The 25,078-nt window shown below is 36.2% G+C and carries 25 protein-coding genes and 1 other annotated feature; of the genes, 6 read left to right on the top strand and 19 right to left on the bottom strand.

All coding sequences use genetic code 11. The features are described from left to right. Nucleotides 1-322: 322 nt before the first annotated feature. Nucleotides 323-575 (top strand) — a binding site (T-box leader). A gap of 70 nt (nucleotides 576-645) precedes the next feature. After that, complete coding sequence (gene brnQ, locus BM260_RS15400) at nucleotides 646-1,968, top strand: branched-chain amino acid transport system II carrier protein (RefSeq protein ID WP_093538245.1); 1,323 nt, start codon at nucleotides 646-648, stop codon at nucleotides 1,966-1,968. Nucleotides 1,969-2,031: 63 nt separating this feature from the next. Here the strand turns inward: brnQ and BM260_RS15395 are convergent, their stop codons facing one another. Continuing rightward, nucleotides 2,032-2,274: a hypothetical protein gene (locus tag BM260_RS15395; protein ID WP_093538349.1), complete on the bottom strand. Its 243-nt coding sequence runs from the start codon at nucleotides 2,272-2,274 to the stop codon at nucleotides 2,032-2,034. A 507-nt stretch (nucleotides 2,275-2,781) separates the two neighbouring features. After that, nucleotides 2,782-3,369 carry an NAD(P)H-dependent oxidoreductase gene (locus BM260_RS15390; protein ID WP_093538244.1) on the bottom strand — a complete coding sequence of 196 codons (588 nt, stop codon included), beginning with the start codon at nucleotides 3,367-3,369 and terminating at the stop codon, nucleotides 2,782-2,784. A gap of 117 nt (nucleotides 3,370-3,486) precedes the next feature. On the opposite strand from BM260_RS15390, the gene BM260_RS15385 reads away from it, so the two are divergent. After that, nucleotides 3,487-3,930 carry a MarR family winged helix-turn-helix transcriptional regulator gene (locus BM260_RS15385; protein ID WP_093538243.1) on the top strand — a complete coding sequence of 148 codons (444 nt, stop codon included), beginning with the start codon at nucleotides 3,487-3,489 and terminating at the stop codon, nucleotides 3,928-3,930. A gap of 183 nt (nucleotides 3,931-4,113) precedes the next feature. Here BM260_RS15385 and BM260_RS15380 read toward each other — a convergent pair whose 3' ends face one another. The 5 genes from BM260_RS15380 to BM260_RS15360 all read right to left on the bottom strand — a co-directional run bounded on the left by BM260_RS15380 (nucleotide 4,114) and on the right by BM260_RS15360 (nucleotide 9,793). Further along, nucleotides 4,114-5,148 (bottom strand): Gfo/Idh/MocA family protein, encoded by a 1,035-nt coding sequence (locus BM260_RS15380; RefSeq protein ID WP_093538242.1) that lies wholly within the window; start codon nucleotides 5,146-5,148, stop codon nucleotides 4,114-4,116. Nucleotides 5,149-5,158: 10 nt separating this feature from the next. Next, complete coding sequence (locus BM260_RS15375) at nucleotides 5,159-6,133, bottom strand: ABC transporter permease (RefSeq protein WP_093538241.1); 975 nt, start codon at nucleotides 6,131-6,133, stop codon at nucleotides 5,159-5,161. Then, a complete protein-coding gene (locus BM260_RS15370; protein ID WP_093538240.1) occupies nucleotides 6,126-7,640 on the bottom strand; it encodes a sugar ABC transporter ATP-binding protein in 1,515 nt (504 codons plus the stop codon). The genes BM260_RS15375 and BM260_RS15370 overlap by 8 nt, the downstream gene beginning before the upstream one ends. A 78-nt stretch (nucleotides 7,641-7,718) precedes the next feature. Next, nucleotides 7,719-8,690, bottom strand: coding sequence for a substrate-binding domain-containing protein (locus tag BM260_RS15365; RefSeq protein WP_245762753.1), 972 nt, complete (start codon nucleotides 8,688-8,690; stop codon nucleotides 7,719-7,721). 119 nt (nucleotides 8,691-8,809) lie between these two features. Next, entirely contained in the window at nucleotides 8,810-9,793 is a 984-nt protein-coding gene (locus BM260_RS15360) for a LacI family DNA-binding transcriptional regulator (protein ID WP_093538238.1), read from the bottom strand. 201 nt (nucleotides 9,794-9,994) lie between these two features. Here BM260_RS15360 and BM260_RS15355 point away from each other — a divergent pair, with 201 nt between their 5' ends. Then, complete coding sequence (locus BM260_RS15355; RefSeq protein WP_093538237.1) at nucleotides 9,995-10,963, top strand: sugar phosphate isomerase/epimerase family protein; 969 nt, start codon at nucleotides 9,995-9,997, stop codon at nucleotides 10,961-10,963. 183 nt (nucleotides 10,964-11,146) lie between these two features. On the opposite strand, the gene BM260_RS15350 is transcribed toward BM260_RS15355, so the two are convergent. Beyond that, a complete protein-coding gene (locus tag BM260_RS15350) occupies nucleotides 11,147-11,353 on the bottom strand; it encodes a hypothetical protein (RefSeq protein ID WP_093538236.1) in 207 nt (68 codons plus the stop codon). A gap of 511 nt (nucleotides 11,354-11,864) precedes the next feature. Here BM260_RS15350 and BM260_RS15345 point away from each other — a divergent pair. The 3 genes from BM260_RS15345 to BM260_RS15335 are packed head-to-tail and all read left to right on the top strand — an operon-like array spanning nucleotide 11,865 to nucleotide 14,550. Further along, nucleotides 11,865-13,001: a betaine/proline/choline family ABC transporter ATP-binding protein gene (locus BM260_RS15345; protein ID WP_093538235.1), complete on the top strand. Its 1,137-nt coding sequence runs from the start codon at nucleotides 11,865-11,867 to the stop codon at nucleotides 12,999-13,001. Beyond that, on the top strand, nucleotides 12,994-13,647 hold the full coding sequence (locus BM260_RS15340; protein WP_093538234.1) for an ABC transporter permease: 654 nt from the start codon (nucleotides 12,994-12,996) through the stop codon (nucleotides 13,645-13,647). The genes BM260_RS15345 and BM260_RS15340 overlap by 8 nt, the downstream gene beginning before the upstream one ends. 9 nt (nucleotides 13,648-13,656) lie before the next feature. Further along, nucleotides 13,657-14,550, top strand: a complete 894-nt coding sequence (locus BM260_RS15335) for a glycine betaine ABC transporter substrate-binding protein (RefSeq protein WP_093538233.1) — start codon at nucleotides 13,657-13,659, stop codon at nucleotides 14,548-14,550. Nucleotides 14,551-14,645: 95 nt separating this feature from the next. On the opposite strand, the gene BM260_RS15330 is transcribed toward BM260_RS15335, so the two are convergent. The 11 genes from BM260_RS15330 to pcp all read right to left on the bottom strand — a co-directional run bounded on the left by BM260_RS15330 (nucleotide 14,646) and on the right by pcp (nucleotide 24,997). Beyond that, nucleotides 14,646-15,260, bottom strand: a complete 615-nt coding sequence (locus tag BM260_RS15330; RefSeq protein WP_093538232.1) for an NUDIX hydrolase — start codon at nucleotides 15,258-15,260, stop codon at nucleotides 14,646-14,648. 208 nt (nucleotides 15,261-15,468) lie between these two features. Continuing rightward, complete coding sequence (gene rlmN / locus BM260_RS15325) at nucleotides 15,469-16,536, bottom strand: 23S rRNA (adenine(2503)-C(2))-methyltransferase RlmN (RefSeq protein ID WP_093538231.1); 1,068 nt, start codon at nucleotides 16,534-16,536, stop codon at nucleotides 15,469-15,471. 109 nt (nucleotides 16,537-16,645) lie between these two features. Continuing rightward, nucleotides 16,646-17,422 (bottom strand): DUF1295 domain-containing protein, encoded by a 777-nt coding sequence (locus tag BM260_RS15320; RefSeq protein ID WP_093538230.1) that lies wholly within the window; start codon nucleotides 17,420-17,422, stop codon nucleotides 16,646-16,648. A gap of 15 nt (nucleotides 17,423-17,437) precedes the next feature. Then, nucleotides 17,438-19,225, bottom strand: coding sequence for a DAK2 domain-containing protein (locus BM260_RS15315; protein ID WP_175496317.1), 1,788 nt, complete (start codon nucleotides 19,223-19,225; stop codon nucleotides 17,438-17,440). Further along, complete coding sequence (locus tag BM260_RS15310) at nucleotides 19,222-19,629, bottom strand: DUF2177 family protein (RefSeq protein ID WP_093538228.1); 408 nt, start codon at nucleotides 19,627-19,629, stop codon at nucleotides 19,222-19,224. Before BM260_RS15310 ends, BM260_RS15315 begins: the two co-directional genes overlap by 4 nt. A 270-nt stretch (nucleotides 19,630-19,899) precedes the next feature. After that, nucleotides 19,900-21,279 (bottom strand): plasmid pRiA4b ORF-3 family protein, encoded by a 1,380-nt coding sequence (locus BM260_RS15305; RefSeq protein WP_093538227.1) that lies wholly within the window; start codon nucleotides 21,277-21,279, stop codon nucleotides 19,900-19,902. Between the two features lie 51 nt (nucleotides 21,280-21,330). Continuing rightward, nucleotides 21,331-21,969 (bottom strand): PAQR family membrane homeostasis protein TrhA, encoded by a 639-nt coding sequence (gene trhA, locus BM260_RS15300; RefSeq protein ID WP_093538226.1) that lies wholly within the window; start codon nucleotides 21,967-21,969, stop codon nucleotides 21,331-21,333. A gap of 269 nt (nucleotides 21,970-22,238) precedes the next feature. Continuing rightward, nucleotides 22,239-22,439 carry a cold-shock protein gene (locus BM260_RS15295; RefSeq protein ID WP_090568691.1) on the bottom strand — a complete coding sequence of 67 codons (201 nt, stop codon included), beginning with the start codon at nucleotides 22,437-22,439 and terminating at the stop codon, nucleotides 22,239-22,241. Between the two features lie 168 nt (nucleotides 22,440-22,607). After that, nucleotides 22,608-23,123, bottom strand: a complete 516-nt coding sequence (locus BM260_RS15290) for a hypothetical protein (RefSeq protein WP_093538225.1) — start codon at nucleotides 23,121-23,123, stop codon at nucleotides 22,608-22,610. Nucleotides 23,124-23,351: 228 nt separating this feature from the next. Further along, nucleotides 23,352-24,302 carry a hypothetical protein gene (locus BM260_RS15285; protein WP_093538224.1) on the bottom strand — a complete coding sequence of 317 codons (951 nt, stop codon included), beginning with the start codon at nucleotides 24,300-24,302 and terminating at the stop codon, nucleotides 23,352-23,354. A 95-nt stretch (nucleotides 24,303-24,397) separates the two neighbouring features. Continuing rightward, entirely contained in the window at nucleotides 24,398-24,997 is a 600-nt protein-coding gene (pcp, locus tag BM260_RS15280) for a pyroglutamyl-peptidase I (RefSeq protein ID WP_093538223.1), read from the bottom strand. Between the last annotated feature and the right edge of the window lie 81 nt (nucleotides 24,998-25,078).

Raw genomic sequence — 25,078 nt, 5'->3', positions numbered from 1 at the left:
ACTAAAAATAGAGGTATTTTAACTCATCTCTAAACTTATTCAAAATTACTTTTTGACTATCCAATTATAACGTGAAAATATTTATTATCCAATCATTGTTAATTTTAATATTACCTTTCCACTGGATTGATAGTCTTCAAAACACACCACTCAAATAGATAAAACTTTCTCAAATAAAATAAACAATGCTAAGACACTTCAATAAGTCTGCTCTACGATGACTTTTTCTGTGTCTTATATTCCCTTCACAGTTACTTGAGGGTGTAAAACTTTCCCACTATATTGACAATTCATTTTTCTGTTGGTAAGCTATTAAACAAATCCAAATTCGTTGAAGAGAATAAGTACGAATGGTCACTTAATCTGTAGAGAGTCGACGTATGCTGAAAGTCGATGTTTAAGTCCTTTTTTGAAATCATCTCTGAGAAGCAAAATTGAACTTCTTGTAAATTTTGCCGGTTTATCCTCCGTTACCTTGGGATCACGTATGATAGTATGTTGACTGAGTGCCGGAATTTTTGTGAAAGACAAATTTCCGGAATTAGGGTGGTATCGCGAGTAATCTCGTCCCTTTTTATAGGGGCGAGTTTTTTTTGTGCCTATTTTTCACTGAATATGGATCATTATATTGAAGGAGTGAATGAAATGAATAAGTCTAGAACACTATTTGTAGGTCTAATGTTATTTTCGATGTTTTTTGGAGCTGGTAATCTTATCTTCCCACCATTTTTAGGTGCAAATGCCGGCACAAACTTTCCACTCGCTATTGCTGGATTTATCGTAACTGCAGTGGGTCTTCCACTTCTTGTGTTAACTGCACTTTCTTTTGTTAAAGGCGGCGCTCGTACGCTAGCTGGTCGGGTCCATCCTATTTTTGGTTTAGTATTTACGGTTATTGTTTATTTGTCGATAGGACCGTTTCTAGGTATCCCCCGTAATGCAACACTTGCTTATGAAATGGGGTTTAAACCGTTTATCGCGGATTCTTCCGTTGCTTTATTTGGTTTTACAGCTGTGTTCTTTCTTCTTGTATTTTTAGTTAGTTTAAACCAAAGCAAAATGGTAGACCTTATGGGGAAAACTATTACGCCACTTTTATTGCTGAGTATGGTCGTATTAGTTGTAACAGGATTTATGCAATTAAAAAATAGTTCGTTAGGTCCTTCGACACTAGAATATCAACAGTTCCCATTTTTGAAAGGATTTTTGGAAGGTTACAATACAATGGATGCACTTGCCGCTCTTGCATTTGGAATTGTCATTTTAACTACCTTAAAGCAGCAAGGTGTTTCAGAGGGGAAAATGATGAGAAGAGAAATGCTTAAAGCTGGTTTACTAGCTGGGTCCCTACTTGCTGTTGTGTATTGTTCTCTTGGTTACATTGGAGTAGAAATGGCTGGGGTTGGGGCATTTGAAAACGGGAGCGTGCTCCTTTCGTCAGCTTCTTCCTTATTGTTTGGTCAATGGGGAAATTTGCTATTAGGAGTTATTTTTGTATTAGCCTGCTTCACTACTTGCGTAGGTTTAGTTTCTGCTTGCGGGAATTATTTTCATTCTTTATTGCCGAAAGCTAGCTATAAAAAAATTACTTTGTTCTTTACGATCATTAGTTTTGTTTTTGCCAATTTTGGACTAAACACCATTTTATCTGTAAGTGTTCCGTTTTTGGTAGCTACATATTCCCTAACGATCGTATTAATCGTATTATCTTTTTTTCACCCGCTATTTGGAGGGTCTCCCTATGTCTACATTGGAGCAATCACGCTAACTGGAATAATCGCTGTATATGATGGATTAAAAGCATTTGGAATAAAATTTGGAATCTTTGATATCTATATGGGCTATCTTCCATTCGCAGAACTTGGTCTCGGGTGGATTATTCCTTCACTTGTAGGTACTGCAATTGGTTATGGATTATTTGTAATGAAAAGAAAGCCATTGATCCTTCAGAAACATACTTTAGAGTGATGATGCTATATCATAAGGTCAATCATAAAAGTGGTTGAAAATTCTATTTTAAAAGTAAAAGCATCAGATTTTATCAATCCCTGATGCTTTTTTCGTTTTATCTATTCGGTGATATTCTGCTATTTGAGTCACTCGAACTCTCCTCGTATTTAGTTCATGATATATCTCTCTGCTATCTGTAAATGAAATATATCCATCCCGCTCATTTTGAATTAGTTCTTCCACTTTTTCTTGGGACTCGGCATAGATGAACCTTCTAATATAATGATCTTCATCAAAAAAGTACGTAACTTTGAATTCTTTCACGTCTACTATCTCCTGTTCTAAAAAATCCATGATAATTTCCTATAGTATAACTAAGTTTTTTCACACTTAAACTTCTCTAAAACTGGAGGTGAAATTTAGAATGGATAAATTTTATCTATGTAAAAAACGGTCCTGTTCATGTAAGAAGCTTGATCATTAGAGATGCGAATAGAATACCAGAACAAGAATTACTTGATCGTTAATATTACTAGGATGTCTGGTGCAATACCGCTGCCAAAGTAGCGAAGGTCTTATTAGAAAAGGATTATCAAGTTAAAGAGTTGACCGGGGGTATTGCAGCATGGCAAGCAATGAACTTTCCAGTTTCAGCACTAGCCCAAGATGGTAGAGTAACTGACAATTGCGGATGTTAAGTGAAGTTTTTAATTGGTGTAGCTTCCGAAAAATGTGAGGAATGTGGTTTATGGTAGATGTTAAAGGAGATTAGAGTGTTCTAATCTCCTTTAAATTCTTTAGATTTTCTCGGTTAAAAAAGGATTTGGTTTCTTAGTGCTCTATCTTTTTAAAATAATTATAGACTTTTTCTAGCTTTTTCTTTTGATTTCCCTTTGGACTTTCCATATTTCCAAACTCAAAGAACTTAACTTTCTTGATACCCACAAAATTAAATAAGGCTCTTTTCATTAGAATTTTGTGGGCATTGTTTAACCAAAGAAATGGATAGTTAGCTGGCCCCTTCATGGTAGACACACATACCACGGACTTCCCTTTCAATAGTCCTTCCGGGAAAAGTCCCTTCTTATCTTTATAGGCAAAATTAGAAGAAAATAATTGATCTACATACCCTAATAGCATTGCGGGTGGTCTTCCCCACCAAATCGGATAGATAAAAACAATCTTGTCAGCCCACATAAATTGTTCCCTATATTTTTCAAGACTAGGATCAGTATGCATATCACGTCTTCGCTTTTGTTCATTGAACACTAGAAGTGGATTAAATTTTTCTTCATATAAATCTAAAACTTGTAAGTCCTTTACCTTGGGGTTTTCGTTACTTCCCCTAATTACATTTTGTAAAAAAGTATAGTTTAAGCTATTGTGGTTTGGATATGTGTAAATTAGCAGCAACTTCATAACGCACCTCTTTATTATCATTTGATAACTAAATAATAGCATGTGGAATTTTAATTATCAAATGATAATTGTTTTTTGACAATATCTTTGTTACCTTGTCTATAAGAGGTGAGGAAAATGGACAAAAATGCTCTTTTTTATAAATTAGTATCATTTACATCTTCTGTTCATCGAGTTACACAGGAATTGACAAAAAACGCAAAGTCACATTCAATCTCGCAGACCCAATATAATATTCTTGAATATATATCAGTTAGTCAACCTGTGACTCCCAGTGAAATTAACGATTGTCAAAACATGTCTATGCCAAACACGAGTCGTGAGCTCAGTAAGTTAAGTAATAAGAACTTAATTGAAAAGATAAATGATACTGAAGATCGACGAAAACAATATATTCGTCTTTCAAATGATGGAGAAGCCATGATGAACGAAGCTTTTGCAACTATAGAATCTCGTTTTCTAAAGCGAATAGAAAATGCTTCAATAGAAGATTTAGATGATATTGAACATGCATTAGAAGTTCTGCAGACAAAACTATTTTATTCATCGGACAAGAATTAAACATCACTTTTTAGTAAAGATGCTGCATTTACTTCCTCCTCTTTAGTATGAATTCCTATTTCAAAAGTGGGTAGTGGATCTGAAAAGCTATCGAAGGAAAGTCATGATATTAAAAAAGCCTTTTTCTGTTCAGTCAGAAAAAGGCTTTGTTTATTGTAAAATTTTTAATTTCATCCTTGTACTTTATATCATCACAACCGTATTTGTTTCAGCTGCTTCTATAATACCTAAAATAACTTTTAGAGCAAGAAGTGCATCTTCTCCAGTAACAAGCGGAGTCTGATCCATACGGATGCTTTCGATAAAGGCATCGATTACCCCACTGTTTGTTTGGTTGTTATTCGTTTGGATATTCTCTAGTTGGTATTGTACCTTCTCTCCATCTTTCGTAATTACTTCTAATTGGTGCTGATCACTATGATAGATTTTCACAATACCTTTTTCACAGTAGATAATAGTGCTATTATCTTCTTCTCCGTAATACGTCCAAGAGAATGCAGCAGTACCTATACGTCCTTTTTTCGTTTTTAAACTACATACGATATTATCGCATACTTCTATTGGTTCGTTGTTTTCATCTACTTTGTCTAGTGCTCCCTGGAAGGCACTTACCTGTTCCATTTCATCATCTAATAAATAATGCAATAAATCTATCTTATGGATTCCTAAATCTCCAGCAACACCTAGGCCCGAACGCTCCTTTTGAAAAAACCAGGTGGAATTAGATTTATTAATACCCCATTGTTCTGGTCCTGAGTGTCCAAACGTCGTTCTGAAAGTCAGCACTTTACCAAGCTCTTTACTTTGTATGATTTCTTTTGCCTTTTGATGCGCACGAGTAAAACGTTGATTGTGATCTACCATAAACTTTTTCCCGGATTTCTTTTGGGCATCCAGTATTTCTTTTGCATGTTCAATCGTAAGAGAGATTGGTTTTTCACACAGAACGTGCTTCCCGTTTAATAGTGCTTTTGTTGAAAATATATGATGAGATTCATTCGAAGAACAATCACTAATTACTTGAATCATGGGATCTGTTAATAATTTATCTACATCTTGCTCTATTATCCCATCAAACATGACCGCTAAAGCCTCTGCTCGCTCAGGATTTCGATCATAAAAAACGATTTCGTCTACGAATGGATTTGCTTTATATTCTGGTGCATGGCGCAATTTAGTAATCGACCCACATCCAATAATACCTACCTTTATCCCCATATGATTACTCCTACTCTCTTTTTTGGAATACTACAGCAATAATTATGATTAGTCCTTTTACAAACCCTTGTAGGTACGGAGATACGTTCATTAAATTCATCATATTATTCAGAATACCTAAAATCAGTACTCCGAAAAGTGTACCAATAATCTTACCACGACCACCTGTCATTCTAGTACCACCTATTATAACGGCAGCAATCGCATCTAATTCGTATTGAACTCCTGAGCTTGAGGATGAAATAGAATTCAAGCGTGATGTCTCAATAATTGCCGCAACACTTACTAATAACCCCGCCAAACTATAGACAGCAATTTTAATACGGTCCACTCGAATTGCGGAAAGCATGGCAGCTTTTTCATTACTTCCCAGTGCATACACATATCTTCCAAATCTCGTTTTGTGCATCAAAATATAAACCAATGCAGTCATAGCGAAGAAAATAATGACGGGATAATCAAATATCCATAAATCATTATTCGCGATGGCAGTAAACCCCTTCACTTCTCCTGAAACGCTTCCACCCTCTGCAATATACAACGCAATGGAGCGCGCTGCTGCCATCATTCCCAATGTAGCGATAAAGGAGGCAATCCTTCCTTTTGCAACCATTAATCCATTCAAGAATCCTGCAAAGGAACCAACTACTAATGCAGTAAAAATTCCAATCAATATACTCCCTGAAGCATTTAACGCTAAAACAGTCATGACACCAACTAACGCTAACACTGATCCAACCGACAAGTCGATACCACCTGACAGCATAACGACTGTCATACCTAACGCTACAATTCCGATAATAGAAACCTGCATTAGTATGTTGAGTTGGTTATTAATATCAAGGAATCTTGGGTTCATAATAGAAGATGCGATAAAAATAATAATGAATGCAATTATGACACTGTATTCGGACCACAGCCATGTAAGACGACTTTTTGCATTTGAAACTTGCGGGTTATACTCTTTTACGTTTGTATTAGCCAATTTTAGCGGCCTCCCTTTTTGAGCCGGTTGCATAATGCATAATTTCTTCTTCCGTCGCTTCTTCACCTTTAAATCGTGCGGTTATTTCTCCTTGGTACATCACATTAATTGTATGACAAATTCTCATTACTTCTGGTGCCTCTGAGGACAATATAATCACCGATTTGCCTTGCTCAGCTAATGCCACGATTTGTTGATAAATCTCCTGCTTCGCTCCAACGTCAATGCCCTGGGTAGGGTTATCAAAGATTAGAATATCTGCTCCGACTTCAAGCCATTTGGCGATGATGACTTTTTGCTGATTACCACCACTTAACTTATCAATTGTGATACTTGGATTGTGTACTTTGATGTTCAACAGCTCTTTATAATATTGAAATTTATCCCTTTCGATATTATCTTGAATAAATCCTGATTTCTCAAAATTTCCAATGGATGATAAACTCATATTATGAATCACACTTAAGTCTTTAATAATCGCATTTTCTTTGCGATCCTTTGGAACCAGACCTATACCTGCTTCGACCGCTTTTCGAGGGTGATCTATTTTTATCAGCTGGTCATTAATTTTTATTTCACCAGTGTATTTTTTACGATATCCAAATAAACTTTCAAAAAGCTCTGTCCTTCCGTCTCCCGCCAAACCAGTAAACCCTACTATTTCTCCTTTTTTCACTTTAAAATGAATGTTCTTAAATAATCCTAGACTTGTTAAATTATTCACCTCTAACATTACTGGGCCAAATGAATGTTCATGTACAAAACGATTTTGAGAAATCGACTTACCAACCATTAGCTTAGTAATTGTATCTAGGTCTTCTTGTTCGACATTACCACTTTTAATCATTTCCCCGTCACGTAATACGGTATAACGATCACATACTTCCTTGATTTCCTTCAGTTTGTGGGAAATATAAATAATCGAAATTCCTGATTTCTTTAAGTTCTTCATTAACTCAAATAATCGATTCACTTCATGTTCAGCTAATGAGGTTGTAGGTTCATCCATAATAATAACGGTAGATTTATGAAGCAGTGCCTTAGATATTTCTATCAACTGTTTATAAGAGGTTGCTAAATTTCTTACGTATTCCTTCGGGTCTATGTCCACTCCAAGCCTAGCTAATATTTCATGTGTTTGCCTACACATCTCTTCTACTTTTAAAAATCCTACTTTGTTTCGAAGTTCGGAACCTAAATACATATTTTCATAAACTTTGAGATCAGATACCATGTTTAGTTCTTGATGGATAAAGCTAATCCCTTGCTCCTGAGATATCCTTGGATTGGTCATCTTGACTTCTTTTTCGTTTATGTAAATAGAGCCACTATCCGGCTGATGAACTCCCCCTAGAATATTCATTAAAGTAGATTTCCCGGCACCATTTTCACCTAACAATGCATGAATCTCTCCTTTTTCAATTTGAAGATTCACGTTTTTTAAAACAGGTACACCATTAAATGACTTCTTCACGTTCTCCATAGTTATATAAAGATTTTGAGTCATGGTATTTATCCCTCCTACTATAGGAAAATAGGAAATACAACAACTGTTTTCACAACCATTGTATTTCCTAATATTCATTTAGAATTTAGATTCCGAATCATAGAACTCATCGACGTTTTCTTTTGTTACTTGAGTAGCTTCTTTTACGACCATAGATTCTTTTGGTTCATTCCCTTTTGCAATATCGGCCGCGATTTTCACGGCATCCTCTACCATCGTTGGTGAGTATAGGAATGTAGCACTCATAAAACCATCTGCTTTGATATCTTCAAATACCGCTTTACCGCCACCAGCACCTGTTACAAATTGAATATCTGTACGATTAGCTTCTTTAATAGCTTGTATGACACCAAGTGCCATTCCATCATCCTGTGTAAAGACCGCATCTATTTGCGGATGTGCTTGTAAAATATTTTCCATCACTTCTAGCGATTTTTCAGTAGAAAAGTCACCACTCTGTGAAGCAATTATTTCCATACCTTCTGCACTTTCCATCGCCTCTTTAAATCCTGAGCCACGTTGCTCAGTAACTGAACTTGGGGGTCCGGAAATTTCCACAACTTTTCCTTTTCCATTTAACTTTTCTACAAAATATTTACCGGCATTAACGCCGATACCTTCATTATCCCCTTTTACAACAACTGTAGCTGCATCATTTTCAAGCTCACGGTCTACTATTATTAAAGGAATTCCTGCATCTTTAATCTTTTGTCCTACAGGTGAAAGTGCTGCAGACTCAATTGGAAGCATGACAATAACATCCACACCCTGTGCGATTAAATCGTCTACATCATTTGCTTGTTTATTTGGATCAGCGGCATTTGTCATCACATATTCAATGCCATCACTTTCTTTTAGTGCCTTTGCTTGCTTCTCAGCACTATCAATTAGTGCTCCCATCCATCCATGAGTTGCAGAAGGTAAAGAAATACCGATTTTTAGAGTATCGCCTTCTTTTCCATCTGCAGAATTCGTATCATCACTACAAGCCGCCAAACTAAAAACTGTTACTAAAGATAAACATAGAATTAGAAACTTCTTCAACACCATTCCCCCTTTGTTTTTTAAAAGTCCCCCTTTTGTAAACGATTACATGTGAAACTAAGGGCAACGCTCTATTATTAATTAATTTCTTTTAATAACAGAGCGCTAATCTTAGTTGTAAACTCTCATGTAGACTCTCGAAGAACTAGTTCATAATTCAATATGACGTTATCCACATCATTCCCTCTGATCTTATCGATTAACATTTCCGCCGCCACTGTCCCCATCTTATACATAGGCTGAGCAATCGTTGTGAGTGTAGGATTTGTCATATTAGAAAAATCGATTTTGTCAAAGCCTATTACCGCTATATCCTTAGGTACATGCAATCCAGATGCATTTATTTCTTTCAGTGCTCCGATTGCCAAAAGGTCCGATACCGCAAATATTGCCGTCGGGCGATCCTGTATTGCTAATATCTTTTTCACAGCTTGCTGTCCATGCTCAAATCCTAGATGCTTTGTATAAATAATATAATCATCGTTCAAGGGGATCTCGTGCTCTTCTAATGCTCGTTGGTAACCCATTTCCCTCTGTCTCGCATATAAAAATTTCTCGTCGGAATTCATTAGGGCAATTTTTTTATGCCCGATTTGTATTAAATGTTTAACCGCCCGATAGGATGCTTCTTCATTATCTATTGTTACGTAGGGAATCCCACTATCGAGGTTATACTCACTACATTGAATGATGGAATACTTTTCTGCTAACTCTTTTAGTGTTTCGATATTAACTGCGGGATCCATTGAAATAATTCCATCAGCCATCTTTTTTCTAACAAGGTCAAAATAAATATTTTCTTTTTCCGGATTCGAATCTGTTTCACATAACAGGATATTGTAATTCTGACTTAGTGCAATTTGTTCTATTCCCTTAATAATTTCTAAATAGAATGGATTAGAAATACTCGGAATTAATATTAATAGAATTCTACTTTCTGAATTTCTTAGGTTTCTGCCTAACATACTAGGTTCATAATTTAAATTTTTTATAGCCTCTTCTACTTTAATTCGTGTTTTAGACGAAACTGTATTTTGTCCGTTTAGTACCCTGGATACTGTAGCTACAGATACCCCTGCTTGTTTTGCTACTTGTTGGATGTTTGTCATCTACTTAGTCTCACTTTCTCTGATTTCATCATAGAATAAAATGAAATCGTTTACATTTACATACTATTATATTCTGAATTATGCGTCAATATTTATTTTTTCATTAGAAAAAACTATTGATTTCCTTGACCATTTTATATATGTTAATAATGTAACGGTTTACATTACAGTATATTCTGATAAATATAGGAGGTTGTTTCATTGAAATTAGGTGTTTTTACGGTACTCTTCTCCGATAAAAGTTTTGAAGATATGTTAAGCTATGTTTCTTCTAAAGGAATAGAAGCAATTGAATTAGGTACTGGGGGATATCCTGGTGATGCTCACTGTAAAGTGGATGAGTTGTTAAATGATGATACGAAATTACAGAGCTTTAAACAAAAAATCAGTGATCATGGATTAATCATCAGCGCACTAAGCTGCCATTCAAACCCACTACATCCACAGAAACAAATTGCAGAGCCTGCTGATGAATTATTTTTGAAAACTATGCATCTCGCATCCAAACTAGGTGTGCCAGTAGTTAATACATTTTCAGGATGTCCGGGAGATCATGAAAATGCCCTTTATCCTAACTGGCCAGTAGCTGCTTGGCCAAACGATTTCCAAGAAGTATTAAAATGGCAATGGGAAGAAAAACTGATACCATACTGGAAAGAAAAAAATGATTTAGCACAATCACTTAACGTAAAGATCGGTTTAGAACTACATGGTGGTTTCTCTGTACATACTCCTGCTACATTATTGCGATTAAGAGAAGCTTGCGGGCACATGATTGGCGCTAACCTTGACCCTAGCCATATGTGGTGGCAAGGGATTGACCCAATTGAAGCCATTAAAATACTTGGACGTGAGAATGCTATCCACCATTTCCATGCAAAGGATACAATTTTCGATCAGCAAAACATGAACCGAAATGGACTTACAGATATGACCGACTACTCCAATATGCGTGACCGCGCATGGTATTTTAGATCCGTTGGTTTTGGACACGATCAAAAAACATGGGCAGACATTATTAGTACTCTACGATTATTTGGGTATGATTATGTAGTAAGCGTCGAACATGAGGATGGATTAATGTCGATCGAAGAAGGATTTACGAAAGCAGTCGAAAACTTAAAACCTATTATTGTGAAAGATTCTAATACTCAGATGTGGTGGACATAATAGTCATAAACGGGAACCAGGTTCTAACATAATTCTATATACAATAAGAACCTGGCAACCTTAATAACACTATAATTATGTGCCAATTGTGAGTGTAAGAAACAACTCATATATTACTACAATTATTTTTTAAGTTTCCTCTCACACTTAGGGAGGAATTTTCTCTAATAAAAAAACGATTTCCTATTCGAAATCGTTTTTTGATGCTTTATCTGCTTTAATTCCTCTTGCCAAATATATGATTAACATTACTGTTCCTGAAATTGCAACGACCATGCTAACTAAGAAGCCTGTAATCCACAGACCAAAATCCATTGTTAAATCTGCAAACATAAAAATACCAAGCATCACTGCTCCTATAAACATCAGCACTGTACCAGTTCTTTTCAACGTTGAACCTCCTCTAGCTGTAACATAGAAATTATACTTATTTTCATCTTACCGAACTTACGCTTAGAATCGCAAGCAATACACGACTTTAACATGAATTACCTACTACAGTATCTAACTTTCTATAAAACTAATTGCTCTCTTAATTGGAAACTAATTGGAAGCACCTTTGCAAAACTAGGAAAATAGTGTTACCCTTAATAAAGGAAATATTTATATAAATGATTTTATTCTAAAAAACCAGACGATTTTCTCCCATCACTTTTCTATTCACACTCTACGTGAAACCATTCTATGCTGATCACAAGTTCAGCACCAATTGCTATTTACTTCTCTCGTCAAAGGTAGTTATCATTTTGATAAAATCACATTTTGAAACATTAGCTGTATGTCTTAGCAATGGCATAGAGACACCTCACTTTCCCAAAGGAATGGTAGGTAGTCCTTTTTTTGTGCGCCAAATTAATGTAAATATTTTCTATTTAAATAATTATTAACCAAGGAGGTACTTATGATAAAATTCGAACATGTTAGCAAAGTATATACGGATGGCTTTAAAGCTGTGGATTCAGTGAGTTTTGAAGTCCCAGAAGGTGAGTTTTTAGTTCTTATCGGACCTAGTGGTTCTGGAAAATCAACCACAATGAAGATGATTAATCGAATGATTCCGCACACAAACGGGACTATATCTATTGATGGAAAGGACATTACGAAGTTAAACCCTTCAGAATTACGTCGTAATATCGGATATGTTATCCAACAAATTGGTCTTTTTCCACACTATACAATCGAAAAAAATATTGCAATTGTTCCAGAGTTAAAAGGCTGGGACAAAGAGAAGATTAAAGATCGAGTGAAAGAGTTACTCATAATGGTTGACCTTGACCCTGAAGTGTACGGTAGTCGTTATCCCAAAGAACTTTCGGGAGGACAACAACAGCGTGTGGGTGTGGCAAGAGCTCTGGCATCTGACCCTCGTGTCCTTCTCATGGATGAGCCGTTTGGCGCATTAGATCCTATAACTCGTGATCAGCTACAAGACCAATTAATAACTTTGCAAAGAAAACTAAAGAAAACTATTGTATTCGTGACACATGATATGGATGAGGCTTTAAAGCTGGGGGATCGTATTGCGATTATGAAAGACGGAAATCTACTCCAAATAGATACTCCAGAGAAAATATTACAAGAACCTGCTTCCAACTTTGTCGAGGAATTTATCGGTAAGGATAGAATTATACAAAACCCGGAACTGATGCCTGTGGTCAGTGTAATGACAACAAGAGTTGTTACATCTTTACTTAATCTCTCTCCTGAAAAAGCATTATTAATGATGCGTCAACAAAAAATTACTTCTTTAATTATTGAAAATGATCTGGATGATTCATTCATTGGGCTCATCTCTGCCTATGAATTAATAAAAAAAATGAATTCGATTCAGTCAATTGAAGAAATCCTAATAGTACCTGAACATACCTTGACCATAACAGCGACAGCAAAAGATGCAATTATGATGATGCCAAGTGTTAAATACGGGGTTATACCTGTCTTAAATGAAGCAAAAAAAGTAGTTGGAATAGTGACTCGTGGGACATTACTCACTGCTTTGTCCAGTCAGTGGACAGAATTGGAGGGTATAAATGAATAATTTAAATATATGGGAACAGTTTATGCAACAAGCAGAAATGCGATGGTCAGAGGTACTAGAAGCAACTTCTGTTCATATACAATTAGTTTTCTTCTCTATGCTAATCGCAATTGTCCTAGGAATTGGTTTAGGAATTTTAATAACACGTGTTCCAAAGCTATCAACAGTAGTACTTGGTGGTGCGGGAATTATGCAAACCATCCCGAGTTTAGCACTATTAGGTTTTATGATTCCTATTTTCGGTATTGGTGTAAATACAGCAATTGCTGCTCTATTTCTGTATTCTCTTCTTCCAATTATAAGAAACACATATACCGGTATTAAAGATGTCAATAAAGCAACAGTAGAAGCTGCGAAGGGTATGGGTATGACAAGTCTTCAAGTGTTGATAAAAGTAGAACTTCCTCTTGCGATTCCAATGATTATGGCCGGTGTACGTACTGCTGCTGTTATTAATGTCGGAACTGCTACACTTGCAGCGTTTATCGGTGCTGGTGGTCTTGGAGATTTCATCTTCCTTGGGATTACTCGTGGTATAGACGGATTAATCTTACTAGGTGCTATTCCAGCGGCGTTATTAGCGATAATTTTAGAAATTTTCTTTACTTATCTAGAACGTTGGACGACGCCAGAAGGGTTAAAATAAGGTGATCATATGACGAAAAAAACTTTTATTAAATGTTTAGCACTACTTCTTTTAGTTACTACACTATCAGGCTGTATATTCAAAGAAGAGGATGCCTTAATAATAGGGTCTAGAAACAATACGGAAAGTATCATTCTCTCTAATCTTATGGGCCAATTAATCGAAGAAAAAACAGATATTAATGTAACTTATAAAGAAAACCTTGGTGGATCTAATGTCGTTTGGACTGCTATGTTAAATGGAAAAATAGATGTTATTCCAGACTATACTGGTACGATTGTTATTAACTATTATCAAGAAACTACCGGTAATGCCGATGAAACGTTGGCAAAGACAAAAGAGTTAGTTTTAGCTGATGATATTACTGCTCTTGAATCTTTTGGTTTTAACAATACGTATACATTAGCCCTTGATGAAGCAGAGGCTGAATCATTGGGAGTAACAACATTTAGTGACTTCGCAAAAGTTTCCGATGATTTTATACTCGGCGCGGTTTTTGAATTTATCGATCGTCCTGATGGTTTACCAGGGTTTCAAAAAGAATACGATCTTCAGTTCAAGGATGTAAAGGGAATGGATCACGGGATTATGTATCGCTCCATCAATGCTAAAGAGGTAGACGTTATTAACTCTTATACAACGGATGGTCAGCTACAAATGTATAATTTACGTGTGTTAGAAGATGACAAAGGTTATTTCCCACCATATCATGCTCTTCCTCTCGTTCGTACAGGGGTATTGGAACAGTACCCTAAAATTGGCGAAGCCCTCCTTGAATTAGCAGGTAAAATTGATGAAACAGCAATGCAAGAGATGAATGCTAAAGTAGACAATGAAGGACAGATGGTTGAACTTGTAGCTAAAGAATTCCTTCAAGAAGCTGGATTTATCAGCAAAGAATAGATGTGTCGAAAACACCGATTCCTTTTGGGAATCGGTGTTTTATATGTTCCCTGTGTAGGACACTTTTCAGAATAGTGTCCTACACAGGGAACTGTTTATTTTATCGTCTCCACAAAATGCTTCAATACCCTAGCTGTCAGACCCCAAATTGTATACTCTCCATACTCGTAAAACCATTCCTCAATTGCACGAGGTCTCCATTGATATTTGTCTCCGTTGAAAATCTTGTCGTATGGGAAATCCATCGGAGGCATTGGCTGTACAGAAACTGTATGCATATAGGGCTCATGATTTAAAAGCCAGTTAACGGGGATCGTGAATACCGCTTCGACCTCGTCTTTGTTAAAGGATTCGATTTCGTGATGGTCGATCGTTGCCACAAATGGGTAGACAACAAATGATGGAGAGGCAATATATGCACTCATCTGCCCCAACACCTTGATGCATGTTGGATCGACACCTAACTCTTCATGGGTTTCTCGAATTGCCGCTTCCATTGGAGATGCGTCTGTTGGATCGATTCGACCACCTGGAAAACTGATGTCTCCTGGTTGCTTTCTCATCGTTAATGAGCGCACCTCGAATAGCACATGCCATTCGCCATCCACTTGTACTAGGGGTATTAAAACAGCATAACGTAGTGCCGTTTCCTCTCCTATAAAAAGCGGTTGCTTATCATTTAGCTCCTTCTTCAGCTTATCCAAAAACACAGAATCTCTCCCCCAACATTAGTATTATTCTATTATCGTAACATTAAAATTGCTGTCCATAAAATAAATTCCATCTTTCGCCAAATAAAGATGTAGTTTTCCTTTTTTCAATTAAATAACATAGAAAAAACACTCAGCTTGATGAAAATCCAACTGAGTGCTTATTAAGTGATATCCTAGCTAATACTATCAAAAGTTAATACGCTAATTACCGTACTTTTTCCTTTTTCATTTGCTTACTTCTCAACTGACCACACGCAGCATCGATGTCTGTTCCATGTTCTTGACGAATTTTGCAATTGACGCCTCTCTTTTTCAGCGTATCATAGAACGACAATACAGATACTTGTTCACTTCTTTGATACTGGCTATGTTCATCGACAGGGTTATACGGTATCAAGTTGACATATAACTGATCTTTTATGTCATGAAGTAAATCGGCTAACTCCTCAGCTACTTCCTTCGTATCATTTACGTCCTTCAGTAGGATGTATTCAATCGTAATTCTTCGATTGTTTTTTGATAAGTAGTATTTTAGAGATTCCATTAGCTTTTCAATTGGCATGGCACGGTTGATCTTCATAATTCTAGTACGTAGCTCATTGTTTGGTGCATGTAAGGAAATAGCTAGATTTACCGGAATTTTCGTATCCGTGAATTCATAAATTTTATTGACAATACCACTCGTAGAAACAGTTATCTTTCTAGCAGCTATTGCCAATCCTTTATGATCAATCACGACGTTTAGGAAGTCTAACAGATTTGTAAAGTTATCAAACGGCTCTCCAATTCCCATCACGACAATGTGACTAACCTCATCTTTTTGCTCCAGTTGGTCTAGATGCAGTTGAATATTCATAATTTGTTCGACGATTTCTCCGCTTGATAAATCGCGGCTCTTTGCAAGTAAGCCACTCGCACAGAAGCTACAGCCGATGTTACAGCCTACTTGCGTCGTCACACAAACGGAAATACCATATTTATGTCTCATCATAACCGTTTCGATTAAGTTGCCATCTTGCAGCCTAAACAAAAACTTCATCGTTCCATCGGCTGCTTCTTGCTTTACATGTTCCGTAAGGGTTTGTATCGTATAATGTTCTTGCAATAATTGAATACATTCTTCATGTATATCTGTCATATCTGCAAAATTCGTAACACGCTTTCTATATAACCAATTCCAAACCTGTAACGCTCGAGACTTTTTGTGGCCACGTTCATGAAGCCACTCTATTAATTGATCTAATGTTAATCCATATATAGATGTTTTATTCATAACTATCCTCTTCTCTAAATTCTGCTTCTAAACATTTAAATTTCATTATAACATTTGAAGTATAAAACAGAGAACAGAAAGGTACATCCAGAATAGTCCGTCAATATCTTTAAACTTGTTTGGAATACATTGGGATAAATTTACTAGTTGTTCTTTCATACTCCGCCCATTCCGGATGTTTTTTGTATTTTTTCTCAAGTAATGGAACTCCTGATACAAAGAGCAATAGTAATGTAATAATTAGCGGACTATAAAAACCTACCCAACCATTTGGAACGGATAGCGAGATAATGAAAATACCCCACCACATCGTTGCTTCTCCAAAGTAATTCGGGTGGCGTGTGTATTTCCACAATCCGTATTTCATCAGTCTGCCTTTATTCTCCGGTTTGCTTATGAACGCTTTAAGCTGACTGTCACCTACTACTTCAAAAATGTATCCAATAATCCATATTGCTATCCCAATATAATCTAACCAGCCTAATCCCATTTCCGAGGATTTATTGACCGTTATGATGGGCTGTGCAATGATAAACAGTAGGATAAGCTGAAGAAGATATACATTCAAGAACATCTTCACGTACTTCGATTTAGTCGTACCCCAACGTTTACGCATATTCACGTATCTATAATCTTCATCTTTACTCCAATTTCTACGAAATAAATAGTACGCTAGACGAAGTCCCCATAAGGCCACTAAAATTGTAACGACTGCTGCACGTTCTGATTGAAATTCACTTACAAAAAAGCTATAAACCCCAACAATAACAAAGCCTAGTCCCCATGCAATATCTACTAAACCATTATTCTTTTTAACTTGCCCAATTAAAAATACGACAAAGAAAAATGCCAATAATACTAGTAATATTTCGATATAAATGTTCATATTCCTCATCCCCCCTTACTCTGTTGTTAAAGCAATTGCTACGCAGCCAACCCCTGCATTCATCGCAACAATAGATGAAATATTAGTGATATATGTTGGCTCTTTTCCAATTAATAAACTGAATTCCTTCGCATATTGCCTTGCTTGTTGTTCAGCATCGGCATGCACGATAGAGTAACCTGTTATATTTTTACTTTGTGCTATATTGCTTACAAGTGCCTGCATTTTCTTTTTACTAGAACTATCACTTAGAGCTTTACCAAGGATGATGCCCTCTCCATTTTCATCAATCGAAACAACTGGTTTCAGATTTAATAATTTGCCTGCCATCCCTGTTATTTTATTGATGCGACCAGATCTTGCCATATATTTTAGCGTTTTAACATGCACAAAAATTTTCGTGTTTTGTACAGCTTTTTCCGTTTGATACACTACCTCTTCAAAAGACTTACCTGCTTCAATGGATTCCGCTGCCTTTAAAACGATTAGTCCTTGCGCTGCCGAATTCGACTTGGAATCGATTACTGCAATTTTTTTCCCGGCGTCCTGTAGCTTTTGTGCAGCTTTAGTAATCGTTTCAAATGTCCCACTCATTCGATTCGATACTGTTACAACGACAATAGAATCATAGTTTGTAGAAACAAAGTTCAAGAAATCCTCCGCCGCTTTACGGGTTGGCTGCGAAGATGTTGGATAATTTTCTCCCTTATCCATTAACTCATATAAATAGGAAGGGCTTATCGTTAGTTTATCTAAGTAATTGCTATCATCCACAATCAGATTCAATGGAATCATATGTATTTGATGTTTGTCCATAATGTCTTTTGGTAGATCTGCTATGGAATCTGTTACAAGTGCAATTTTATGCTTTCTTGCATGACCTGCTTCATATTGTCTTTGCATATCATCTGCTTTTTGTTGAATAATCTGTCCAAAGTTTTTTAATCTATGAAACAAATCTGCTGGTGTATTTGTATGAATATGAATGCGTATTTTATGTTCATTTCCTGCAACTATTAACGAATCCCCGAGATCACTTAGAGTCTGTCTAATCTGATCTAAATCCAAGTTCTCTCCTTTTACAAGTGCTTCCGTGCAATACCTGTGACTTAAATCTTGGTTATCGTGTGTATGAGTGTGTTCTAGTTGGATGATATTTTCTTCTTTCCCAACGGATGTTTCATTGCTTTTCCCCGTTTGAATGAAGTGCCCAAATCCTTCTAAGAAATGGATAAAACCCTTTGCTCCTGAATCGACGACGGAAGCGTCCTTTAAAATCTTTAGTTTATTTGGAGTATCCTTCAATGATTGCATAGCGATAATCATTGATTTTGTAAATACTTCTGTAAAATCTGTTGCTTTATCCTTTAATGTATCTAAGGAATTTGCCCAGTCACGCATAACGGTAATCATCGTTCCTTCAACTGGATTGGAAATTGCTTTGTGTGCGTATGATACTGCACTAGTTACGGAGTGAGAAAATCCTTTAATGGAGATTTCCTCTTTATCTTCTAACCCCATATATAAACCATTAATGAATTGTGCAAAGATAATACCAGAATTACCCCTAGCACCAACTAAAGCAGCATCCGCAATGGTTTCCATCGTTCTTTTAGCCGAGCTTTGTACTTTTGCTTCCTCAATGATGGCATTCATTGTAAATGCAAGATTAGTTCCAGTATCTCCATCAGCTACTGGAAATACATTGATTTTGTTGAGGTCGTGCTTTTGTTTAATAACCTCACGGGCACCAGCTAAAAAGCCAAAGTATAGCTTTTCACTATTCATATATTGTATGGTCATCCTTCTGCACCTCCGAAATAACTTATGACGAAGAATGTAATCATCGATGTGACACCACATAATACAGTTCCCCAAATAATGTCTAATATGGTTACTTGAATTGGCCAATCCTTTAAGGTTGCAAGATTTGTCATATCATATGTAGCATAAGCAATCATCCCAAAGAATCCACCAGTTAAAAGCGCGTACTTCCAGCTATCCTTTGCAAGCGCGGGATTGATCACGAAGAATATTAAACCGGCTATGAATAATAGATAGAACAGACCCGCTGCTACCCAATTCACATCCGCTTTCATCAAATGTCCAAGCTTTTCTTGATATAAATTTTTAGAAATAAAACCGAGCCATATGATATCTATTAAGAAAAACACAATAATTGTTACTATATAAGTTTTTAAATACATTCTCTTAACCTCCTTAAAGATTTCAGTTTACGAACTTCTGTTGAATTAAAAATAACATTCTATTCCTCTTGTGTCAATACTTTGTATAACCTTAAATGCGATAAACAATACAATAATGATTGATTTACCCGGTCAAAGGTTATACAAGTTGTACACACTTACAAGTGAAAACAAGAGGAGGGATAAACTAGAATCATTTTACGTTCCAGCTAGAAAAAATGGCCAAACCAAAAAAGAGCTGCCGGAACTTATTTCCGACAACTCTTCTTATTATTTACCACAGCACTTCTTATATTTCTTTCCACTACCACATGAACAAGGGTCATTTCGGCCAACTTTTCCGCCGTCTATTACCGTCAGCGGAGGGGGAGGCTGCAAGTTTGGCGATTCTATTTGAGATAGTTCATCAGGAGTGTGTCCCCTATTCTCCCAAAGGCGAGTTGTGTTCGCAATTTTCATCACCACTTGCATATATTCATTTACTTGCTTGATATCTCTAAATTCAAAACGAGCGAGAAATGCCTTGACCACTTCTGTAAAATTGACTTCATTTTGTAATTCGCCAACCAATTCATCCATTTCATCTTTTATTACTTTTGTATTATTAGGGATGAAGTCTTTTTTTAGCATGGTTGCTAATTTACGTTGATGTATTGTCTTTTCGTAATATAAATCATCCACATAGCGAAGTAGTTCCTTTTTTTCTGGGATAAAGTATGGTTTGCCTTTTACTTCCGATCTAAAATTGTCTGGATTAAGCTCATATTCCAGTGCCTCGTGGATGAATTCTTTATTGTTTGTATAAACAAACCCATTGTTTATAAGCTTACTATAAGTGCTATCCTTTAGAATCGCCAAAAGTTCCTTAAGAGTGAGGGACGTTTTGTTTTGGGCATTATAAATCTCTAAGAACTTTGGAAATTCAATTATTCCATATAAATTCCCACAAGCTATTGCGTACTGAACAATGAGATCCTTGTTAGGAATTACGTCGATATCTACAATATCAGAGCCACGGTATTTATCTGATATGATAGAATAATTTTTATGATGGACATATTCCCACTCAGTCTTTTGATACTTTACATATTTCAATGAATCGTTCACGCTAGCAATATCTAAGGGTAGAAACTTTTGACTCTCTGCCCAGCTATGCATTGATAAGTATTCCGCATTGGACGGATCGGAATATATTTTTAAAAACTCCTCATACCCTGGAGGACCACCTACATCCTCTGGCGGAGCCATTCCTTGTCCATCAAGAAGTGTTGGATATCCAAAGTAATAATCCTCGACTATCTCCTCCAACACTACACGAATTCTCCAATCATCGCCAAAATCATAGTTGTAAATAAACTGCTTATTTTTTTCTAAATAATCGTCTATTTTAATACGATTTGACTGTTTTACTAGTTTATTTAGAAACCTTTTTCCTTTATATTCTTCTAAAATATCAGCATTATTTGTTATAAATAAGTCCTCTATTTCTACTGCAAAGTAATGGTAAGGCTCCATTTCACTTTGAAAGTTTGTCACATATTGAATCGTTTCATGCAGACGGTTAAATGTTGCACCTGCGGGTAAAATCACCTTTCTCCAAATAAGCGGTTCTATATTTTCAAATATTAAATTTAACTGATAGGCTTTCATTTACCGCATACCTCTTTTCATATTTTACTATTAATAAAATTTCCTTCTATTTTACGGCAACAACGTCATAACTGCGAAGAAATGGAGAATAGACGCTGCAAGTACAAATACATGCCAAACTGCATGATGATAGGTAAAAGCCCGCCACACATAGAAAACTGCTCCTACTGTATATAAGATACCACCTATAGCTAGCAGTATAAGTCCTTGTGATGATACATTCTCCAGAAGGGGTTTCCATCCAAATACCATTAACCAACCCATTACGACGTATAATAAGGTCGAAGTATGTAAAAAACGTTTCACAAAAAATGCTTTGAACACGGTGCCCCCAATTGCAAGCCCCCATACGATACCGAACAATGTCCAACCCAACGCACCTTTAATAGCAAGAAATAAAAAAGGGGTATACGTTCCAGCTATAAAAAAGTAGATAGCGGAGTGATCCATAATCTCAAAGAAATCTTTTACACGTCCTGCCGGAAAACTATGGACAAGTGTGGAGGACAAATATAATAGGACCATCGATGAACCAAACAACGTAAAACTTACAACATGCCAAGCTGTTCCCTGCATTGCAGAAGATACGATTAGTATGACAAGCGCAGCGATACTAAAAATAGCCCCTATCCCATGAATGATTGCATTAGCTATCTCTTCACGTTTTGAAAATATATGTGTATTGCTCATATTTTGCACATCCTATTTCTAAGTTCTTTCTTTATATACTATCACTTTGCTTTAAAAAAATCTGATAGCATGCGTTCTAGATGTTAATAATGAGCCAAACTTAAGGTAAAAACAATACAATTCTAGCCATATTAATAAGATTTCAGTTCACTACGCTCGCTTAGTTGGGATAGGTATTTCTTCCATTAACAATAAAAAAATGCACAAAAAAAAGACACCCTTAGAAAGGATGTCTTTTTCGCTAACTATGTTTAATTAATTCCGAAGAATTAAAGTTTTACAATGTTAACTGCTTGTGGTCCACGTTGACCATCTTCAACGTCAAATTCAACTTTTTGACCTTCGTCTAAAGATTTGAATCCGTCGCCTTGGATTGCTGAGAAATGAGCGAATACGTCGTTTCCACCTTCAACCTCGATAAATCCAAAACCTTTTTCTGCGTTAAACCATTTTACTGTACCTTGTGTCATGTAAAAAACCTCCATTTATGGTGAATAAAAAAATTCACATATTACGAAAAGCTACCGAAGACTCACGATTACCTTTAGTAATATGTGAATTCATTGTTTCTATCTAAGCAATTTAATTATTATCCTAACTATACAACACATCCAAACAAAAAGCTAGTGAAATGATTATTATATTTTAAATAATATTTCTAACGTCTCTAAAACATGGTCCAGGAACACAGAAATGTCACTTATTTGATCTTCATTAATCTTCTGATCAAACTTCACTTCTATAGTGTTTTTATAACTTGATAATTCGGTTCCAAATACAAAGCTAAGTGTTTGGGTCAACGATATATCGTCCTCCCAAATGTTATTAATTGCTTGTTCAATTTCTTCACATTGTAGATCGGGGTTTTGTATATTTTTGATAAACTTCAACTCTAATGTACACCCTAGATTTTTATTGCCTATTTCTAGGATTTCTCCTGCCAAATCTTCTAAAGATGCATCTAAGATTATTTCCGCTGTTATATCCTGCTGGTCAGCTAAAGTAAACTCTATCTTAAAAGCTCTCGCGATGACGGAAAGATCCATGAGGTCGACTCGGTTTTTAATATCTATCTTACGTTCTATATTATCTAAATCGTATACATGATTTTCAAATGCTACTTTTAGATTTTCAAAAATAGTTGGATCATACATTGGTTTTCCTCCTGAGAACAATTTACGTGCGCTTTATCTATACTTGCCCCTGTTAAATGAAATTATACTGTTGCCAATGCCAACATAATAATTTGTCTAAAAGACAAGTTAATTGTCAAATTATTTCCCGAGAAATAAGTATAGATAACGCTCAATTTCGTCATATTAAACAGATCTTAACGCCAATACGAACAGGCATTGGCACTTGTACTTTTCGGTTCACCTATATTATTGTTCAATTATCTTCGCAATTTCTATTCCTATATTATATAACATTTCTTGATCTCCTTTAAGCTGTTCCTCCAGTTGAACAGTTGTATGTTCCAAACTGCTTATTGTCTCATTAATGTGATCTATCGAGTTATTAATTTTGGAATGAGTGGACCATGCAGAAAAGATATCATCGAATATATAATCTGCGAATGTAACAAAACCATCTCTTTCAACAGATAAGTTCTCGGCATTTATTTGTTGGATATCTAACAGTTCTGTTTGAAACTTTTGTAAAGAACGCTGCGCAGCATGAATAGCATTTTCCGATTCATCCAGTTTACTATGCTTTAAAGAGGTTGCAATTAGTCCCCCACCTAAAAAAGTGTCCCAAGTAGAGTAATCCTTTGCGCCATCTAGTGACTTTAGGGCTCTTCTCAAGGCAATCTTAGCCTCATGCCCCGCAGATATTGCTTCTGTTATTTCACGGCTACTTGATGTAAGAAATGTCTTTTGATCATATAACTCGTCGAGACGAGCTGCCTCCAACTGCTTGTTCCCGTATATCCATCCCTCTTTTTCTTTCATTAACGTTTCCCATTCCATATCAATAGATTTCCAGCGCGATTGATCTAGCTCTCTTTCAATATCTACTATATCCTGTTCTAAATCTGTCACTGTCTTTTCTATTTCTCTGTACTTCGCTTCTATAGTAGCTAGCTCGCTTAATTCCTTTTCTCGGATCTCGTCCTGCTTGCCAGTCCATGTTCGAAATACCTGCAAGATTGAAAACCCATCAAGATTCTCCACATCTTTCTGTTCCTTTTTTAAACGCGACCAATACGTTTGCTTTTTATGTAATGCGACCTCTAAATGTTCCGTTAGTGTTTGGTGCTTTCTTTTTACCTTATCCCTATTTATAATTTCCGTTTTTAAAACTGCCTGACGTTCTTGTAATTTACCCCACATGTATATCCCCTCCTACCTCTTATACGAGTTAGTAGGATATACGTTTCAACTGTCTAAAATATTTTTCAGTAATATAATAGCTGGCGGTATCACTTTTATAGCACTCCGATACAAATTTCTACCCCTCGTTTTAAATCTACATGAGACCAACTCGGAATTTTCCCATGCTGAATTGCTAATTCATGAGATGCTGGTATATGGATGAACCCGCACGGCATGCTTAGATTGTTCAATTTAGCATAATGTAACGCCTCGTACATGACGTTATTACACAAGTATGTACCAGCTGTGTTCGAAATAGCAGCAGGAAGTCCTTGCTTCGTTAATTCGTCTACCATTAATCGGATAGGTAATGTCGAAAAGTAACCCGGATCTCCGTCTAGCTGTATTGACTCGTCTACTGGTATATGACCATTGTTGTCTGCGGCACCGTCTTTCACATTGATCGCAATGCGTTCTGGTGTAATCTTATAACGCCCACCAGCTAAACCTAAGGATATAACGGCATCTGGTTTTATCTCTTCTATATAACGTAGTAACTGAGCTCCTGCCTTCGTAAAGTCGACTGAGAGAACTCTGCTTGTTACTTCATACTCTCCTATTATCGACTTGTCTAATTCCTCTACAATTTTCATGGTCGGATTTACTTTAAATGCTAAAAATGGTTCAAATCCAGTCAAAAGTAGTTTTTTCATCCTTCACCTCTCCATTTCTTATCGTGACACTTTTTAAAATATCTTTTCAATTCATTCTTTCAACTTAGAGTTATTAATAGT

The sequence above is a fragment of the Psychrobacillus psychrotolerans genome (assembly GCF_900115805.1).
Lineage (GTDB): Bacteria > Bacillota > Bacilli > Bacillales_A > Planococcaceae > Psychrobacillus > Psychrobacillus psychrotolerans.
Note: the sequence above shows the minus strand (reverse complement) of the source record. Positions and strands in the feature narration are given on the sequence as shown.

Excerpts from the sequence above, each read along its gene's own strand:
- BM260_RS15290 (WP_093538225.1), bottom strand. The coding sequence starts at position 23,123 with ATGTATGATCCAACTATTTTTGAAAATCTAAAAGTAGCATTTGAAAAT.
- BM260_RS15380 (WP_093538242.1), bottom strand. The coding sequence starts at position 5,148 with ATGGGGATAAAGGTAGGTATTATTGGATGTGGGTCGATTACTAAATTG.
- BM260_RS15305 (WP_093538227.1), bottom strand. The coding sequence starts at position 21,279 with ATGAAAGCCTATCAGTTAAATTTAATATTTGAAAATATAGAACCGCTT.
- BM260_RS15335 (WP_093538233.1), top strand. The coding sequence starts at position 13,657 with ATGACGAAAAAAACTTTTATTAAATGTTTAGCACTACTTCTTTTAGTT.
- pcp (WP_093538223.1), bottom strand. The coding sequence starts at position 24,997 with ATGAAAAAACTACTTTTGACTGGATTTGAACCATTTTTAGCATTTAAA.
- rlmN (WP_093538231.1), bottom strand. The coding sequence starts at position 16,536 with ATGAATAAAACATCTATATATGGATTAACATTAGATCAATTAATAGAG.
- BM260_RS15385 (WP_093538243.1), top strand. The coding sequence starts at position 3,487 with ATGGACAAAAATGCTCTTTTTTATAAATTAGTATCATTTACATCTTCT.
- BM260_RS15295 (WP_090568691.1), bottom strand. The coding sequence starts at position 22,439 with ATGACACAAGGTACAGTAAAATGGTTTAACGCAGAAAAAGGTTTTGGA.
- BM260_RS15310 (WP_093538228.1), bottom strand. The coding sequence starts at position 19,629 with ATGTATTTAAAAACTTATATAGTAACAATTATTGTGTTTTTCTTAATA.
- BM260_RS15390 (WP_093538244.1), bottom strand. The coding sequence starts at position 3,369 with ATGAAGTTGCTGCTAATTTACACATATCCAAACCACAATAGCTTAAAC.
- BM260_RS15370 (WP_093538240.1), bottom strand. The coding sequence starts at position 7,640 with ATGACTCAAAATCTTTATATAACTATGGAGAACGTGAAGAAGTCATTT.
- trhA (WP_093538226.1), bottom strand. The coding sequence starts at position 21,969 with ATGAGCAATACACATATATTTTCAAAACGTGAAGAGATAGCTAATGCA.
- BM260_RS15320 (WP_093538230.1), bottom strand. The coding sequence starts at position 17,422 with ATGAACATTTATATCGAAATATTACTAGTATTATTGGCATTTTTCTTT.
- BM260_RS15345 (WP_093538235.1), top strand. The coding sequence starts at position 11,865 with ATGATAAAATTCGAACATGTTAGCAAAGTATATACGGATGGCTTTAAA.
- BM260_RS15315 (WP_175496317.1), bottom strand. The coding sequence starts at position 19,225 with ATGACCATACAATATATGAATAGTGAAAAGCTATACTTTGGCTTTTTA.
- BM260_RS15365 (WP_245762753.1), bottom strand. The coding sequence starts at position 8,690 with ATGGTGTTGAAGAAGTTTCTAATTCTATGTTTATCTTTAGTAACAGTT.
- BM260_RS15360 (WP_093538238.1), bottom strand. The coding sequence starts at position 9,793 with ATGACAAACATCCAACAAGTAGCAAAACAAGCAGGGGTATCTGTAGCT.
- brnQ (WP_093538245.1), top strand. The coding sequence starts at position 646 with ATGAATAAGTCTAGAACACTATTTGTAGGTCTAATGTTATTTTCGATG.
- BM260_RS15285 (WP_093538224.1), bottom strand. The coding sequence starts at position 24,302 with ATGTGGGGTAAATTACAAGAACGTCAGGCAGTTTTAAAAACGGAAATT.
- BM260_RS15340 (WP_093538234.1), top strand. The coding sequence starts at position 12,994 with ATGAATAATTTAAATATATGGGAACAGTTTATGCAACAAGCAGAAATG.